Source organism: Polynucleobacter sp. (assembly GCF_044342855.1).
In the GTDB taxonomy this organism is placed as follows: domain Bacteria; phylum Pseudomonadota; class Gammaproteobacteria; order Burkholderiales; family Burkholderiaceae; genus Polynucleobacter.
Map to the genome: position 1 here is coordinate 29803 of NZ_JBIIPA010000007.1, position 17546 is coordinate 47348.

Consider the following 17546-nt stretch of genomic DNA (forward strand, 5'->3'; position numbering starts at 1 on the left):
CTTATTAACCCTTGAAAGGATGTTGTAGAAGAATCGTTTCATCGCGTTCAGGTCCTGTTGAGACCATAGCGATCGGCTTTCCTGCAACTTCTTCGATGCGACGCAGGAACTTCTGTGCCTCTATTGGGAGCTTGTCCCATTCACGAATACCAAAAGTAGCTCCCTTCCAACCCGGGAAATCCTCATAAATCGGTTCACAACGCGCAACAGCTTCTGCGCCACGCGGCAATACATCTAATTTCTGACCATCTAGGTTGTAGCCCACGCAAAGACGAATAGTCTCGAAGCCATCCAAGACATCAAGCTTGGTGATGCATAAGCCAGATAAACCATTGATCTGAATAGAGCGCTTCAATGCAGCAGCATCTAGCCAACCAGTGCGACGTGGGCGACCAGTAACTGAACCAAACTCTTTACCGACCTCAGCTAGACGCACACCAACAGGATCTTGCTTGGCTGGATTATCAAAGTCATACAGCTCACTTGGGAATGGGCCTGCGCCAACACGTGTGCAATAGGCTTTTGTAATACCCAAGATATATTGCAATGAATCTGGACCAACGCCAGATCCGGCAGCCGCATTACCAGCTACGCAGTTGCTTGAAGTTACATAAGGATAGGTACCGTGATCGATATCGAGCAAAGTTCCTTGCGCACCTTCGAATAATAAATTTTGACCGGCCTGCTCTGCAGCATATAAAGCGCTAGAGACATCGACCACCATTGGCTTAATGCGTTCCGCATAAGACATGGCTTCTTCTAAAGTCTTTTGGAAACCAACTGGCTCAGCACCGTAATAGTTTGTGAGCATGAAATTGTGATATTCCAAGTTCTCACGCAATTGCGCAGCAAACTTTTCTGGATAGAACAAATCTTGTACGCGTAAGGCGCGACGTGCGACCTTATCTTCATATGCTGGTCCAATACCGCGGCCAGTAGTACCGATCTTGGCATTGCCACGTTTTTTCTCACGCGCATGGTCAATCGCTACGTGATACGGAAGAATTAATGTGGTTGCTTCAGAAATCTTCAAACGAGATTGAACATCCAATCCTGCAGCTTCTAGCTCACCAATTTCTTTAAAGAGCGCTTCTGGAGAAAGTACAACACCATTACCGATGTAGCAAATCACATTCTTGTGCATGATTCCAGAGGGGATCAAGCGCAGAATGGTTTTCTTATCGCCAATGATCAAAGTATGGCCAGCATTATGTCCGCCCTGAAAACGCACGACTGCTTGAGCATGGTCAGTTAACCAATCCACTACTTTGCCCTTGCCCTCGTCACCCCACTGGGTGCCGATGACAACGACGTTACGACCATGAGCTTGTTGCTTTGAATACATAAAAAAATCCAAAAGGTAATTACAGAATTAGTACGTTATTAATAAAGCGAGTTATTTCTTTTTCAACTCCCATGAGCTGCCCTGCTTTACCAGTTCACGATCACAAATATATTCAGCGGTTTCTACAGCATCGCCATCCATCGCCTGAATGACTACTTCGCCAGCATTGCGCAATTCAGTAATCTTGCTAACCAGGCTTGCGTCCACAATCCAAGGAGCAACGATGGCGGATTTTCTTTGCGCTGTAGGTGCAAGATTGGCGAGAGTCAATAAATCCATGGAAAAGCCAGTAGCAGGACGAGAACGTCCAAATGCTTGGCCAACATGATCATATCTACCACCACGGGCTATTGGCTGTGGATACTTATCAACATAAGCCGCAAACATCACACCGCTGTGATATTGATATCCACGCAAATCAGCCAAATCAATACTGAGTTCAACCTGATTAGGTAATGCAGCAATTCCAGCAGCAAGCTTTTCTAATTGAGCTAAGGCTTCATCAATCAACTGATGTTTTGGCAAAGACTTTTTAGCGGCAGCCAATACTTGAGCGCATGGGCCATTCAACTCCGTAAGAGCCATTAAAGCTTCAGCAGATTTAGTCGGCAGGCATTTAGCCCAAATAGCCAAACGTGGTCGATCCTTACTTTGCAACAAGCTATAGAGCGCCTCGATATCACCCTTCTCAAGACTTTGCCCATCCAGGATTCCTGCGAGCACACCAGCATGAGAGAGATCTAGGTAAACCTTGTTTAAACCAGCGGCACTTAAAGTCTGCAATAGCAAGGAGACCGCTTCAAAATCCGCTTCCCAACTTGCGCAGCCATAAATTTCGGCGCCGAGTTGCAATTCTTCACGAGCAGAGCTTCCTACTGGTGTGCGAGCGTGCGCGATAGAGCCTGAGTAGCAAAGACGGGTTACACCTTTACGATTCAGTAAATGGGCGTCAATGCGAGCAACCTGTGGAGTCATGTCCGCACGCAGACCCAATGTACGACCAGATAATTGATCAACCAATTTGAATGTTTGTAAATTGAGATCTGAACCAGTGCCTGTTAATAAGGAGTCTAAGAACTCCAAAATCGGAGGAGCAACCAGCTCATAGCCATAGGACTCATACAAATCCAGAATGGCACGACGCAGAGACTCTACCTTACGAGCCTCGGCTGGTAAAACATCAGCAATATCTTCAGGAAGCAACCAACGATTCATGATTTGAAATATTCACTTTCAATTTTTTTTGTGCAAGAACTTAAAGAACTCGCCATTAGGCTCAACCACCATGACATCCTTCTTGTCCTTGAAGGAGCTGCGATAAGCCTCAAGACTCTGATAGAACTGTGCAAACTGTGGATCGCGTCCAAAAGCTTCTGCATAAAGCGCAGTAGCCTTTGCATCGCCTGAACCTTTAATCTTTTGTGCATCACGATAAGCTTCAGCCAGAATCGTGTCACGTTGACGCTCAGCATTTGCTCGAATCTTGTCTGACTCTGCTGCGCCAGTAGAGCGCAGCTCATTGGCAACGCGTTTGCGCTCTGCCTCCATGCGGCGATAAACAGAATCACTAATCTCAGCAAGTAAATCAACACGCTTGAGTCGGACATCCACAATTTCTACGCCGATATCTGAAGCATCATCAGCTACTTTCTTGCGAATACCTTGCATTACGTCTTCACGTTGATCGGAAATCAACTCACGAACAGTGCGCTTAGTGAACTCTTCGTTCAAGGCAGAGCGAACCAACTGAGTTAAACGATCTTGTGCCAAGCGCTCATCACCCTTAAAGCTGATGAAGAACTTACGTGGATCAACAATGCGCCATTTCACATAAGAATCTACCAAGAGATTCTTCTTCTCAGCAGTAATAAAGCGCTCTGCTTCGGGGTTATCGATTGTGAGAATACGGCGATCAAAGAAACGCACGCTTTCGAAGGGTGCTGGATATTTGATTTGCAAGCCAGGTTGCTCGATCACACGAACGATCTGACCAAAAGCAAAGACAACAGCAAAGTTGCGTTGATCAACAATAAATATGCTGGATGCTAGAACATAGGCAAGAGCTATTAATCCAGCAATGCCAGCTAGGAGACGATTTGCATTCATTATCTTGCCTCCCGATCACGACTACGTAAGCCATCACGTTTATCAGCAGTATTTGTAGATCCAGAATTCGGAGTAGCGACACTAGGCGTGCTTGGGATTGGTGCTGCAGGATTACCCGTTGCTCCGCCGACCGTAACTGATCCAGTTGGTGTAGTAGCAGGCCCTTGCCCTGTTGCCACTTGAGCACTTTCAGCACTCACTTGAGCGACCAACTTATCTAACGGGAGATACAGGAGACTATTGTTTTTAGTCGTATCTACCAAAACTTTAGTGACGTTGTTATACATCTCGCGCATGCTGTCGATATACATGCGATCACGCGTCACGCCAGGCGCTTTTGCATACTCTACAAAGACTTGTTTAAAACGAGCAGCATCACCTTCAGCTGTAGCCACTACACGTGCCTTATAACCCTCAGCCTCTTGAATCAAACGGGCTGCCGTACCTTTGGCGCGCGGAATAATATCGTTTGCATAAGCCTGACCTTCGCTCTTTAAACGCTCTTGGTCTTGCCCTGCTTTTACAGCATCATCAAACGCAGCCTGGACTTGTTCTGGGGGTTGAACGTTTTGAACGGTGACGCTAGTTACATAGATGCCGGTCTTGTAGCTGTCTAAAATTTTCTGAATCGAATTTGCGAGATCAATGCCAATCTTTTCACGCCCTTCGTACAAGACGGTATCCATCTTGCTGCGAGCCACGATTTCACGAACAGAAGTCTCAGCGGCTTGCACTACTGTGGCATCAGGATCGCGATTATTAAATAAATAATCAGTAGGATCTTTTAATCTGTATTGAACTGCGAAGCGCACATCAATAATATTTTCATCTTCGGTCAACATCGAAGAATCTTTTTGATTGGTTGCCTTAATTAATGTTGGGCGACCCACTTCTACAGATCTCACACCAGATAAATTGACCGTCTCTTGAGATTGAATTGGCCAAGGCATGCGCCAGTTAATACCAGGCTTAGCGGTGTAATCGTATTTACCGAAGGTAGAGATCACTCCGGCTTGGCCTTCTTGAATAATGAAGAATCCGCTAAAGACCCAAACCAATAGCACGCCACCAGCAGCCAATAAGACCGTAGCTTTAGAGCCAAATGGATTTGTGAAATTGAAATTGGGCGCACTCATGCCGCCGCCGCCATTACCGCCATTATTGCCACCACCATTGCCGCGCTGAGACGGTGGAGGAATGTCGGCACCATTCGGCTTGTTAGCAGGCCTGCTTGATGTTGCGCCGGGTTTTTTCTTGCCGCCAAAAATTCCGCTGAGGCGGTCATTGAAATCACGCCACAGCTCATCTAAATCTGGAGGGCCATCTGGTTTAGCAGGCTGATTATTGGGATGAGCCTCTACCGGCTTTTCAGCATCTGGATTACTAGGCTCAGCTTGAGGGGATTGATCACTACCCTGCCCACCTTTGGCATCTTTGGATCCACTGCCTGGTTGACTATTGCCCCAGCCTGGATCGTTGACCGAAAACAGCTCAAGAAATTTACGCATCGTTTGGTGAATATTTTCGGTTGGGAATCGGATTAAATTCAGAAGTCTCTGGTCGTTCGGGTAAAGGAGCTAAAAACTCGTCTGGGTTCATTTGGACCTTGGCACGATTCTGCAGAACTCTTATTCTATCAGTCATTTGAGAGCATTCGGCGAGGGCTGAACGCAATAAATCCAGACCTAGGCCAGTCTTGGCAGAGAGGAAAACCTGGCTCGGAATTCCCTCGGAATCGCGGATCAGGACTGCGCCCTCCGTAAAGGTCTGAGGCATCTGGTCAATCTTGTTCATCACCTCAATACGGGGGATGTCATCTGCACCAATTTCCCTTAAAACAGCCTCAACTTCAGCCTTTTGTTCCCTTGCAACCGGGCTACAGGCGTCAATCACGTGCAATATCAAGTCCGCGTGGATGGTTTCATCCAAAGTAGCCCTAAACGCTTCTACCAGCTGGTGAGGTAATTCGCGGATAAATCCAACCGTATCGGAGACCACAATGGAGCCTACGCCATCTAAATGGACCTTTCGGGAGGTCGTATCTAGGGTCGCAAATAGCTGATCTGCGGCATATGTCCCTGCTTTTGTGAGGGAATTAAACAATGTGGACTTCCCAGCATTGGTATATCCAACCAGGGATACTGAAAAGATATCCTTGCGATTGCGAGCTCTTCTTTGGGTTCTTTGCTGGCGCTGGAGCTTCTCTAACTCTGTTTCTAGACGCTTGGCCTTGGTTGCCAGCATCCGTCGATCGAGCTCCATCTGGGTTTCACCCGGGCCACCGCGTACACCAATACCACCACGTTGACGCTCCAAGTGACTCCAGGCGCGCACTAAACGAGACATGCGATAGCGCACTTGAGCTAGCTCAACCTGAGTTTTACCTATATGACTTTGCGCTCTTTGACTAAAGATATCCAAAATCAGGCCCGTACGGTCCATGACATGAAAACCAATATGGCGCTCTAAATTGCGTTGCTGTGTTGGGGATAGTGGATGGTTGAAGATGGCCAGTTCGGCACCTTGCTCTTCCATCACTTTTTTTACTTCATTTGCTTTGCCCGAGCCAATGAACAAAGCGGGGTCAGTTTTACCCTTACGGGCAATCACACTAGTTCTAGGTATGGAGCCGGCACTCTCAGCCAAAAGGCTGAGCTCTGCCATGCTGTCCGCAAAATCCTCGCGGCCTGTATCGACTCCTACTAGAACGGCACGCGCCGCATCTACGCCTGTTTTATACAGAGCTAACTTCTTCCGTACGGAACTCCACTGCACGAGCAGGGACAATCGTGGAAATGGCGTGTTTGTAAACCATCTGGGTCACGGTATTGCGCAAAAGGACTACGTATTGATCAAAAGATTCAATATTGCCTTGCAGCTTGATGCCGTTAACGAGATAGATAGAGACAGGAACATGCTCTTTGCGCAAGGCATTGAGGAAGGGATCCTGTAGCAATTGGATTTTGCTGTTATTCATACTGCTCCTTATTGGTTTTTATGCGCTGCTTCTATTTTTGGGAGTCTTGCTTTTTTTATTGATCAATCCACCACTTACTTCTACTGTCTACCTCCAACATAAGGGGTCTGATATTCAAAAATCAAGCCCCTCTGTCTAAAACAAAGTTAGTACGCAATTCAATCTGTAGCGCTATTCCTATATTTTTACTTCTTTTTGCCTTTTTTGCCTTTGTCCGCATCAACGTAGGGGTTTTTGGCAGTATTCATTTGAATGCGCAATGGGGTGCCGCGTAACTTAAAGACTTCCCTAAAACGACCTTCTAGGTAGCGCTTATAGCTATCCGTAACACCGCTCAATGAGGTTCCATGAATCACCACAATCGGGGGGTTCATACCACCTTGGTGGGCATAGCGTAATTTTGGACGGCCCATACCCACACGTTTAGGCTGCTGATGCTCAATCGCCTCTTGCAAAATACGGGTTAGCTTAGGTGTTGGTAATTTCGCCATCGCAGCAGCGTAAGCGAGATCAACGTCTTTAAACAACTCTTTGAGGCCCGTGCCTTTTTTGGCTGAGATTGGGTGTACGTCTGCAAAATCGAGGAAGCGCAATTTTTGAGCAATCTCTAATCGCGCACGCTCTTTAACGTAGGCATCCAAACCATCCCATTTATTGACAGCAACAACCAATGCACGCCCTGCTTCCACAATAAAGCCAGCGATGTGTGCATCTTGCTCTGAAATATCCTGTTGGGCATCGAGCATCAAGATCACCACATTGCAATCGGCAATCGCTTGCAATGTTTTTACAACTGAGAACTTCTCAATTGCCTCAAATACTTTTCCACGACGGCGCAGGCCCGCAGTATCGATCAAGATGTAAGGCTTACCGTTACGCTCAAAAGGAACTTCAATTGCATCGCGCGTTGTTCCTGGCATATCAAATGCTATAACGCGCTCTTCACCGATCAATTTATTGATCAAGGTAGATTTGCCGACGTTAGGACGACCCACTACCGCAATCTTCATTGGGCGATTAGGATCGTTTTCTTGCTCTTCTGGTTCTGGCTCTGGAATACCTAAAGAATCCAAAGCATCATCGATCAAACCACGAACACCATCACCATGTGCTGATGAAATCGGGAACGGCTCACCAAGACCCATTTCATGGAAGTCTGCTGTAACTACGCCAGCTTGCATACCTTCAGTTTTATTCACTGCTAGGATGACTGGTCTACCTGTCTTGCGTAAGAAATCGGCAATCACACGGTCTTGTGGTGCCATACCCAAACGGCCATCTACTAAGAAAATAATGATGTCGGATTCAGCTACAGCTTGCTTAGTTTGCTTGGCCATCTCGGCCACGATGCCGGTCTTAGCTACTGGCTCAAAACCGCCAGTGTCTACGCAAATAAATGCACGCTCACCAATACGACCTTTACCGTAGTGACGATCGCGAGTAAGGCCCGAGAAGTCAGCAACCAGGGCATCACGTGAACGCGTTAAGCGATTAAAGAGTGTCGATTTACCAACATTAGGACGACCGACAATCGTAATTACTGGATTCATTTTGGACTGTACGCCGCTAGTTTGCCACCTTGAGATTGAACCAAGATGAGGCCATTCACCGCAATCGGTGCGGCTGTGATTGGACTACTGTCATGACGAATGCGTGCCAGCATTTCACCATTCGCTTGTGAGAGTGCATGCACATAACCCTGTACATCACCTACGAGTAATACTTTACCAACTGCCATCGGCTCACCAACATCTCTAAATGTCAGCTGAGTGTTTTCCCAAACTTGTGAACCATCCTTGACTGCAAATGCAGTGACATAGGATTTTTCATTAGAGGAGAAAACAAGATCAGGACTTTGTGCTGTCCCAGTAAAGCTTGAATAATCTTTAAACCATAAAAGGTTACCTGTACGGGCTTGACCGCAACCTACGCGACCTTGATAAGAAACGGCGCAAATGATTTCACCTTCCATGCTTGGCTTAGCGGTCACATCATTGAGGCGCTCAATTTCAGAGAAGCCTTTTGGAAATGAAACTGGAGTCTCCCAAACCAAACCGCCATTGGCAATTGCAATCATGCCAAAACGACCACCGGAAAATCCAGTCACAATCACTTCATTGCCAATCGCGAGCATGCCATAGCCTACACGTAAAGACAGAGCAGATTGCTGACGTTGATAAGTCCACTTACGAACGCCAGTCTGAGCATCAAGGCCAACAAAGCGGTTATCTAAAGTGCGGATAATGACTACGCCACCAGCAACAACTGGTTCAGACAACACTTCGCTGCCAACACTCACATTCCAAATTGGCTTGCCAGTATCGTCATATGCGTAGACAGTGCCTTTAATGGTGACTACAGCAGTAGTTCGTCCATCAGATCCAGGGCCGATAGATAAGCGATCCGGTACCGACACTTCCCACATCTTTTCACCAGTACGCAAATCAAGCTTAATCAGATTGCCACGGTGGGAAGCCGCGTAAACTGCATCACCTGCAACCGCAGGATGAAAGTTAAATGACTCAGATGAACCGACGCTGGTTGACCATGCGGGAGTTAAGTCAAATTGATTGCTAACCGGGACGAGTTCAGCAGGCTTGCGTACACGTGAGCCACCAGAACACGCTGTTAAGGCCAGCACTACAGAACCCAATACAAGGGCTGTACTTGCTAGTTTTGCTACACGCTTGCAATCCATCATCACTGAGCTACTCCTCCGACGGCATCCAATTTAACCTTCAAGAGACGACGCGCCTCTTCAGGGAATTCTTTTGCATCATTCAACTGCTTCCATGCAGCTTCATAACTCTTACGCGCATCCGCAGTATTCTTTTGAGCCAAATACCAATCGCCGCAACGCTCTAACCACAATGCCTCAAAGCCTGAGACAGGCTTTTCTTTCAGAATGGCATCCGCTTCCGCAAAATCTTTTTCAGTACCCTGCTCTATCAGCTGAGCTATCAAACGTAATTTGGCTAAAGCCAAATAGCCCTGGTCAGAAGAATTCTTAGCGGCCCAACGTAAATAATCCATGGCCTTTGCTGAATCACCCGCATCAGATGCAATCTTCGCCGCTACTAAGCTGGACATGGCTGCATAAGGAGTGCCGGAAAACTGTTTTTGCAAATCATCAGCGGCGCGCAAGGTTTGATCTTTATCGCCCTTGTTGATTGCAGTAACCATCGTCTCGTATAACTGAGAAGCAGCTGCAGCTTGGCTGGTGCGCCACCATTGGAATCCACTATAGGCTGCATAAGCAAATAAAGCAGCAGTCACAACACCGGTAATCAGGTTGCGATACTTTTGCCAGAATGCTTTAAGTTGATCTACTTGTTCTTGTTCTTCTAGGTCTAAAGGCATGTCAATCCAAGCTAATAAATACAGTTTTAATGTTAATGTCTTAATTCTATTCGGTGGCGCCAACTATGGCATCAATTACAGCCTCCACAACGCTATCTAGCGCTACAGCCTTCTGGTCACCGCTGCTACGCAAATCCTTGAGCTGAGCTTCATTTTTAGCCAATTCATCCGGCCCAATAATGACAGCATAGGCCGCTCCGCTCGCGTCTGCTTTCTTCATTTGAGACTTAAAGCTGGCAGTTTGGCCATCTGAAGGGCAAAAGAGGATAACGTCGATACCGGCGTTCCGCAGGCGCTCGGCAATAATCATGGCGGCAGTTAGAGTTTTGCCACCCTGGTGAATCACAAAGGCATCGCACTGGGCTTGCGGCTCTGGCAAGGATCCCGAAACCTTCATCAACTCCAAAACACGTTCCATGCCCATAGCCCAACCGCAAGCTGGAGCAGCTTTACCGCCCATGCGCTCGATCAAGGGGTCATAACGACCACCACCAGCGATCGTGCCCTGGGCACCTAACTCTTCAGTAATCCACTCAAAAACAGTTAGATTGTAATAATCTAAACCACGAACTAAACGGGGGTTGATCTTGCAAGGAATGTTGTTTGCCTTGATTAACGCCTGAACTGCCTCGAAATGCTTGAGTGACTCTTCACCCAAGAAATCCAACAACTTTGGCGCGCCTTCAATCAAATCCTGCATTGCTGGATTTTTAGAATCCAAGATACGCAATGGGTTCGTTAACAAACGACGCTGAGAATCTTCATCGAGCTGCTCTTTATTTTTCTCGAAGTACGTTACCAAAGCAGCGCGATGCTCAGCACGCTCAGGCGCTTGTCCCAAAGAATTAATCTCTAAACGCACACCCTTCAAGCCAAGCTCATCCCATAGGCGTTGACCCATCAAAATGATTTCAGCATCAATATCCGGACCAGCAAAGCCCATCGCCTCAATACCAAATTGATGGAACTGGCGATAGCGACCACGTTGCGGACGCTCATGGCGAAACATCGGCCCTGTATACCAAAGACGCTTTGGTCCTTCATAGAGAAGATTGTTTTCAACTACGGCGCGAACTACGGCGGCAGTTCCTTCTGGGCGCAATGTGAGTTGCTCGCCATTCAGGCGATCCTCAAAGGAATACATTTCTTTTTCAACAATATCGGTTACTTCACCAATGCCACGCTGGAAAACTGCAGTCGCTTCCACGATTGGGGTGCGCAAGAACTCGTAGCCATAAGCACGAGTGAGATCACGCAGGACATGCTCCAAATGTGTCCACTGTGCAGCATCAGCTGGCAAGAGATCATTCATGCCGCGAACGCCATTAATTTTTAGGATCTTTTGTGTTTTAGCTGGATTAGCTTGGTTAACCTGGTCAGTCATGGTGTGCGCTTCAGTTCTTCTTTGTTGTTTTGTTTTTAGCTTAATTTATTTCTGTGCGTAATTCTGATTCACGTACTCATCCACAATTACCTGAAACTCTTGGGCAATATTGTCGCCACGCAAAGTCTTTACTTTGACGCCATCCACAAAGACGGGGGCAGCAGGAGTCTCTCCAGTACCAGGCAATGAGATGCCAATATTAGCGTGCTTACTTTCACCTGGGCCATTCACGATACAGCCCATGACGGCGACATTCATTGCCTCAACACCAGGGTGGGTTTTTTTCCATACTGGCATTTGTTGACGCAGGTATGACTGAATATTCGCAGCCAATTCTTGGAAGGTCGTGCTTGTAGTTCTTCCGCAACCAGGACAAGCAATCACCATCGGCGTGAAGTTACGCAATCCCATGGTTTGCAAAATCTCTTGCGCCACAATAATTTCATTCTCACGTGGTGCACCCGGATCAGGCGTTAAAGAAACACGAATCGTGTCACCAATGCCCTCTTGTAGCAAGATGCCCATTGCCGCCGTTGAAGACACAATGCCTTTGCTGCCCATGCCTGCTTCTGTTAGACCCAAATGCAATGGGTAGTCAGAACGACGTGAGAGATCACGGTACACGGCTACTAAATCCTGCACATTACTCACTTTGCACGACAGCAAAATTTGATTGGGGTTCATGCCGAACTCCACAGCCTTTTCTGCAGACTGCAATGCAGATTGGATCAATGCTTCAATCATCACTTCTTGCGCAGTCTTGGGAACCGGCAAGGCTGCATTGCTATCCATAATGCTAGCGAGCAAGTCTTGGTCTAGACTGCCCCAGTTCACACCAATCCGAATCGGCTTGTCATATTTACAAGCGGCTTCGATCATTTGTGCAAATTGCGGATCGCGCTTAGCGCCCTTGCCTACATTACCGGGATTAACGCGATATTTGGATAAAGCTTTGGCGCACTCTGGGTAGCCATTTAATAAAGTGTGACCGTTGTAATGGAAGTCGCCAATCAATGGGACCAAAACATCCATCTTGTCTAGCTGCTCACGAATATAGGGCACCGCTTCTGCTGCAGCTGGCGTGTCTACCGTAATACGCACCATCTCTGAACCAGCACGGGCCAACTCTTTAACTTGAATCGCCGTACCAACTGCATCAGCGGTGTCGGTATTGGTCATGGATTGAACACGTACTGGCGCATCGCCACCAACCGTAATGATGTTCGTTTTCCAGGCAACCGTTGCCTGGCGTGTAGCTCTCTTAGGCGATGGGCCTAAAGGCAGCTTTGGAAGATTGTGAGATGAATTACTCATTGGACTTGCATTGTGAAATCAGTCGTCTAATCTTTTGAGCCACTGCACTGGATGCTCAGCTTGATACTCTTGCTCTTCTTCATCCTCGAGCTCTTGTGCATCATCGTCTAAATCATGCTCTATTTGTTTGTCATGTACCGCACGCTCACGCACTCTAGTTCGATCGACTACATCACCTGCTAATTGGCCGCAAGCAGCAGCGATATCATCACCGCGGGTTTTACGAACCGTAGCCACCATGCCAGCGTCTAACAAGATGCTGGCGAAGGCATGCACACGTTGCGCTGTTGAGCGCTTTAGTCCAGATTCCGGGAATGGATTAAATGGAATGAGATTGATCTTGCACTTGATATTCGCCAATAAGCGCACTAACTCTTTTGCCTGAATGTCAGAGTCATTCACACCATCGAGCATGCAGTATTCAAAGGTTAAGAAATCTCTTGGGGCAAAAGGCAAATACCGTTCGCACGCAGCAAGCAATTCTCTTAAAGGGTATTTTTGATTTAGCGGAACAAGTTGATCACGCAGTTTGTCATTCGGCGCATGCAATGACACTGCCAATGCCACTGGGCAATCTTGCGCTAAGCGATCAATCATCGGCACGACGCCAGAAGTTGATACGGTGACGCGACGACGTGATAAACCATAGGCTCTGTCATCGAGCATTAAACGCAAAGCAGTAACGACGTTGTCGTAGTTGAGCAAAGGCTCACCCATGCCCATCAGAACCACATTGGAGATCACGCGACCGGTGTGCTCCCAACCTGGCGTTGGATATTTCTCAATACGGCGAACTGCATTCGGATCGGTGCGGAGCAAGCGCTCTGCAAACCAAAGTTGGCCGATGATTTCGCCGGCGGTCAGATTGCGCGAGAAGCCTTGATGCCCTGTGGAGCAAAAACGGCAATTGACTGCACAACCGGCCTGGGATGAAATGCACAAGGTGCCACGATCATCTTCAGGAATAAATACAGACTCCACAGCATTGCCAGCTCCAACATCCAGTAACCACTTGCGGGTACCGTCAGCTGCATGCTCATCTTTAATGACTGGGAGAGAAAGGACTTCTGCTTTATCGAGCAGTGTTGCTCTAAAGCTTTTTGCCAAGTCACTCATGTCGTTGATATCGGCAACACCGCGTTGGTGTATCCACTGCATGAGTTGCTTCGCCCTAAAGGGCTTTTCATTCAACCCCGCGACATATGCTGCCATTTGGTCAGCGTCAAAATCTAAGAGATTTACGCGCGGGGAGGTCAATGCGCCTACTTATGTATTAAATAGGTTATTCGTTAGCAATCGTGAATTAACGATTGAAAACGTTCATGCCAGCGAAGAAGAATGCAACTTCGACAGCAGCAGTTTCAGGAGCATCAGAGCCGTGAACAGCGTTTGCATCGATGCTGTCAGCGAAGTCAGCACGAATAGTGCCAGCATCAGCTTTCTTAGGATCAGTAGCGCCCATCAAGTCACGGTTCTTAGCAATTGCGCCTTCGCCTTCTAATACCTGAATCATTACAGGACCAGAAATCATGAAGCTCACTAAATCTTTAAAGAAAGGACGTGCAGCGTGCACAGCGTAGAACTGCTCAGCTTCAGCTTGTGACAAATGCGCCATTCTGGACGCAACAATCTTCAAACCAGCAGATTCGAAACGGTCATAGATCTTGCCGATGACATTTTTTGCAACAGCATCTGGTTTGATAATAGAAAGGGTGCGTTCGATAGCCATGTAAAACTCCAATAGTGATTTCAAAGATTTTGCTGAAATTAGCGCCAATTTGGACCTAGGGTGAACTTCTGCCCTATTTCCTACAACGCGCCAGGAATTCAGCGACCGCCAAATTATACATCGCCTGACCGTATTTACCCTGATCTAGGCGTAGCTAAGCCATTGAATTTACAGGGCATAACCCTTTAACTTGTAGTCCCTTTCACGGGGGGGCTTGAAATTACCCCATTTTGTCTATACTTACTGTCAACAGCCCCTTGTGGGCTCGTGTATTAACTTTGAAAAAGGAGTCAATATGAGTGACCTGAACTCTTACGGCTTTGGGCAAACAAGCTCGATTAGCACCCCACAGATACGCAACCGCGTACTACGCAATACCTATGCCCTTTTGGCGCTCTCAATGATCCCTACTGTCATTGGCGCATGGCTTGGTGTTGCTTTTGGGCTTAACTTCATGGCGAGCAGCCCTTTTATGGGTTTCATCGTCTTCATGGCAATCGCCTTTGGCTTCTTCTGGGCAATTGAGAAAAACAAAGACACAGGAGCAGGTGTTCTGCTGCTTTTAGGCTTCACCTTCTTCATGGGCATCATGATGTCCGGCTTGGTGGGCTACACACTCAATAGCTACAGCAATGGCGCTACTCTGATCATGCTGGCTTTTGGCGGCACAGGTGCAATTTTCGCTGTGATGGCCACAATCGCTACTGTAAGCAAGAGTGACTTCTCCGGCCTAGGTAAATGGCTTATGGTTGGTGTCTTACTATTGATCGTCGCTTCTTTAGCTAACATCTGGTTGCACTTACCTGCTTTGATGTTGACTGTGATGGTCTTGGCAATCGCGATCTTCTCGGCCTTCATCTTGGTTGATGTCCAGCGCATCATCAATGGTGGCGAGACTAACTACATCATGGCTACTTTGGCCATTTACTTAGATGTCTATAACGTCTTCACTAATTTGCTCGCACTTTTGGGTATTGTGGGCGGCAATAGAGACTAAGTATTGGCTCAAGCTTCAATAGAAAAGGCACCCGCGGGTGCCTTTTTCTTTATCTCGATACTATTCGTGTAAGTAGTCAGGGTCTTTCAAATACCGCCATCGACTCCACATGGGATGTGTGCGGGAACATATTGACGATGCCAGCACTCTTGAGAATATAGCCCGCTTGATGGCTAAGGATATCGGCGTCTCTAGCTAGCGTCTTTGGATTGCAGGAGACGTACACAATGCGTTGCGGTAACAGGTCGCTGCCCTGCTCGTGCAATAAGGCTAATGCTTGGCAGATCTCCATGGCGCCTTCACGCGGAGGATCCATCAACCAGCGCTCAGCTTTGCCCCATGAGGCAATCGTTTCTGTTGTTACTTCAAACAAATTGCTTTGCATGAAGCTGACTTTGTCTGAGAGCTGATTATGTTCCGCATTGGCTTTGGCTCTGGTGGTCAGGCTTTCTAAGCCTTCAATACCCAAGACCTTGCTCGCCCTTCGCGCCAGCGGTAAGGTGAAGTTACCAATGCCGCAGAACAAGTCGAGTACTCGATCACTGGCTTGAACCTCTAAGAGACGAATTGCCCTGCTGACCAATGCGCGGTTCATCATGTGATTCACTTGTGTGAAATCTGCCGGCTTAAATGGCATCTCGATTTCAAACTCGGGCAGGCGGTAACAAAGCTTGCCTGTTAATGGATAGAACGGAGCAACGGTTTCAATGCCTTTAGGCTGCAACCACACCCAGACTTGATGGGTGTCTGCGAAGTCTCTGAGCAACTGTTCGTCGGCTGACGTTAAAGGCAGGAGATTTCTGAAAACTAATGCAGTGACTGGCTTTGATTTTTTAGGGTCATCCGAATTTGGATCTTCGGGCTCGCCTACGGCAATCTCAATCTGCGGCATGCGATCGACAATGGATAAACCCATTACCAATTTACGCATTTCTGGCAGCAGATCGGAAACATGTTTAGGCAAAATCTCGCAAGCAGTCATGTCGGCAACATAACCACTCTTACCCTCATGAAACCCAATCAGCACGGTGCCTTTTTTGATCGAGCGATTCACTGCACTTAGGCGCGCACGATGACGGTATTCCCAAGCGGGACCACCCATGGGGCGAAGAATTTCTTCAGGAGCAACTTTTGCTATGTGCTTGAGATCATCTTCAAGTACCCGCTGCTTCATTGCAACCTGCGCCCGTATATCTAAGTGCTGCATGGTGCAACCACCGCAAACACCAAAGGCTTTGCACTTAGGCTCAGCTCTGAATACTGCCGGCTTGAGGATGTCGAGTGCCTTAGCTTTACTGAAGCGGGCTTTATCACGAGTAATGACATAAGTGACGAGCTCAGTTGGCAGTGCGCCCTGAATGAAAACCACCTTGCCACTTTGGCCCTCGGCAGCCTCTACTTCACTCGGAGCTAGGCGCGCAATGCCTTGAGCATCTAGATCAAGGGAGTCAACTCGTACTGGCTCAGTCACAACGATATGGACTGGCTTTTCACCTCTACGCATCGGGAGCGAAATCCAAGAGATATTTTTGCCACTGCTCGCCATGCGGTTCTTTAGATTCTTTTTCTAAATAGGCTTTAACGAAAGTGATTTCTTCTTTGTATTCTTCCAATGAAAAACCGCCGCGCATCAACTGAAAACGGCAGTACATCAAATAGGTATTAACAACATCGGTTTCACAATAGCGACGAATCTCATCAATCCTGCCTTCTTGATAGGCAGGCCAGACTTGACTGCCATCCATACCCATCTTGCCTGGGAAACCACAGAGCTTTGCCAACCCATCCAAAGGCGCATTGGCGCGACCATTAAATTTAGCCAAGAGATCCATCAAGTCGAGATGACGCATGTGATAACGGCTGATGTAGTTATTCCACTTGAATTCACGGCTATCGTTTTCTTGGCTCTCACCCATCTCCCAGTATCGCGGCGCTTGCACATGGTTTGCTAATGCGCGGTAATGCAATACCGGCAGATCAAAACCACCGCCATTCCAAGAAGCCAGCTGAGGGGTATATTTTTCAACGAGCTCAAAGAAGGTCTGAATCAATACCTTCTCATCATCTTCAGGGGTACCTAAGGTTCCTACCTTTATTTGCGGTGAGCCATCCTTAGTTGTTCTGCGTATGACACAGGAGATAGCGCAGATACGTTGCAGATAAAGAGGCAAAAACTCACCACCTGTTTTCTCGGCGCGCTCTGCCATCGCCTTAGCAGCAACCTCGCTATCCGAGAGTGTGTCAGGATAGTCATTGAGGCGACGTAGTCCAGCTACATCAGGAATAGTTTCAATATCGAAGACGAGAACGGTTGCCATACTTAAATCACTAGCA

At 47.6% G+C, this 17546-nt stretch carries 16 protein-coding genes; 1 reads left to right on the top strand and 15 read right to left on the bottom strand.

From position 1 onward, the window contains the following. Window positions 1-4: 4 nt before the first annotated feature. The 13 genes from ACIQZ3_RS03900 to ndk form a co-directional block, all read right to left on the bottom strand. Window positions 5-1345, bottom strand: coding sequence for an adenylosuccinate synthase (locus ACIQZ3_RS03900; RefSeq protein ID WP_397390523.1), 1341 nt, complete (start codon window positions 1343-1345; stop codon window positions 5-7). Between the two features lie 51 nt (window positions 1346-1396). Next, window positions 1397-2560: an ATP phosphoribosyltransferase regulatory subunit gene (locus ACIQZ3_RS03905; RefSeq protein ID WP_397390525.1), complete on the bottom strand. Its 1164-nt coding sequence runs from the start codon at window positions 2558-2560 to the stop codon at window positions 1397-1399. 18 nt (window positions 2561-2578) lie between these two features. Then, complete coding sequence (hflC, locus tag ACIQZ3_RS03910) at window positions 2579-3451, bottom strand: protease modulator HflC (RefSeq protein ID WP_397390527.1); 873 nt, start codon at window positions 3449-3451, stop codon at window positions 2579-2581. Further along, entirely contained in the window at window positions 3451-4959 is a 1509-nt protein-coding gene (gene hflK, locus ACIQZ3_RS03915) for an FtsH protease activity modulator HflK (protein ID WP_397390529.1), read from the bottom strand. The genes hflC and hflK overlap by 1 nt, the downstream gene beginning before the upstream one ends. Further along, window positions 4952-6226, bottom strand: a complete 1275-nt coding sequence (gene hflX / locus ACIQZ3_RS03920) for a GTPase HflX (RefSeq protein ID WP_397390531.1) — start codon at window positions 6224-6226, stop codon at window positions 4952-4954. Before hflX ends, hflK begins: the two co-directional genes overlap by 8 nt. Continuing rightward, window positions 6186-6428, bottom strand: coding sequence for an RNA chaperone Hfq (gene hfq, locus ACIQZ3_RS03925; protein ID WP_114653200.1), 243 nt, complete (start codon window positions 6426-6428; stop codon window positions 6186-6188). The genes hflX and hfq overlap by 41 nt, the downstream gene beginning before the upstream one ends. A 185-nt stretch (window positions 6429-6613) precedes the next feature. Continuing rightward, the gene (gene der, locus ACIQZ3_RS03930) at window positions 6614-7978 is read right to left on the bottom strand and encodes a ribosome biogenesis GTPase Der (RefSeq protein WP_397390533.1); all 1365 of its coding nucleotides are present in this window, start codon (window positions 7976-7978) and stop codon (window positions 6614-6616) included. Further along, on the bottom strand, window positions 7975-9129 hold the full coding sequence (gene bamB / locus ACIQZ3_RS03935; protein ID WP_397390535.1) for an outer membrane protein assembly factor BamB: 1155 nt from the start codon (window positions 9127-9129) through the stop codon (window positions 7975-7977). Before bamB ends, der begins: the two co-directional genes overlap by 4 nt. After that, on the bottom strand, window positions 9129-9788 hold the full coding sequence (locus ACIQZ3_RS03940; protein WP_397390537.1) for a YfgM family protein: 660 nt from the start codon (window positions 9786-9788) through the stop codon (window positions 9129-9131). Before ACIQZ3_RS03940 ends, bamB begins: the two co-directional genes overlap by 1 nt. A 46-nt stretch (window positions 9789-9834) precedes the next feature. Further along, the gene (gene hisS, locus ACIQZ3_RS03945; RefSeq protein ID WP_397390539.1) at window positions 9835-11172 is read right to left on the bottom strand and encodes a histidine--tRNA ligase; all 1338 of its coding nucleotides are present in this window, start codon (window positions 11170-11172) and stop codon (window positions 9835-9837) included. Between the two features lie 45 nt (window positions 11173-11217). Further along, the gene (gene ispG / locus ACIQZ3_RS03950; RefSeq protein WP_397390541.1) at window positions 11218-12486 is read right to left on the bottom strand and encodes a flavodoxin-dependent (E)-4-hydroxy-3-methylbut-2-enyl-diphosphate synthase; all 1269 of its coding nucleotides are present in this window, start codon (window positions 12484-12486) and stop codon (window positions 11218-11220) included. Window positions 12487-12504: 18 nt separating this feature from the next. Next, window positions 12505-13698 carry a 23S rRNA (adenine(2503)-C(2))-methyltransferase RlmN gene (gene rlmN / locus ACIQZ3_RS03955; RefSeq protein WP_397390543.1) on the bottom strand — a complete coding sequence of 398 codons (1194 nt, stop codon included), beginning with the start codon at window positions 13696-13698 and terminating at the stop codon, window positions 12505-12507. A 91-nt stretch (window positions 13699-13789) separates the two neighbouring features. Continuing rightward, window positions 13790-14215, bottom strand: a complete 426-nt coding sequence (gene ndk / locus ACIQZ3_RS03960) for a nucleoside-diphosphate kinase (protein ID WP_015421250.1) — start codon at window positions 14213-14215, stop codon at window positions 13790-13792. Between the two features lie 295 nt (window positions 14216-14510). Here ndk and ACIQZ3_RS03965 point away from each other — a divergent pair, with 295 nt between their 5' ends. After that, the gene (locus ACIQZ3_RS03965; protein ID WP_397390545.1) at window positions 14511-15212 is read left to right on the top strand and encodes a Bax inhibitor-1 family protein; all 702 of its coding nucleotides are present in this window, start codon (window positions 14511-14513) and stop codon (window positions 15210-15212) included. Window positions 15213-15288: 76 nt separating this feature from the next. Here the strand turns inward: ACIQZ3_RS03965 and rlmD are convergent, their stop codons facing one another. Both rlmD and ACIQZ3_RS03975 read right to left on the bottom strand, forming a co-directional pair. Next, window positions 15289-16716: a 23S rRNA (uracil(1939)-C(5))-methyltransferase RlmD gene (gene rlmD, locus ACIQZ3_RS03970; protein WP_397390585.1), complete on the bottom strand. Its 1428-nt coding sequence runs from the start codon at window positions 16714-16716 to the stop codon at window positions 15289-15291. Further along, window positions 16709-17530: a 3'-5' exonuclease gene (locus tag ACIQZ3_RS03975; RefSeq protein ID WP_397390547.1), complete on the bottom strand. Its 822-nt coding sequence runs from the start codon at window positions 17528-17530 to the stop codon at window positions 16709-16711. The genes rlmD and ACIQZ3_RS03975 overlap by 8 nt, the downstream gene beginning before the upstream one ends. Window positions 17531-17546 lie beyond the last annotated feature (16 nt).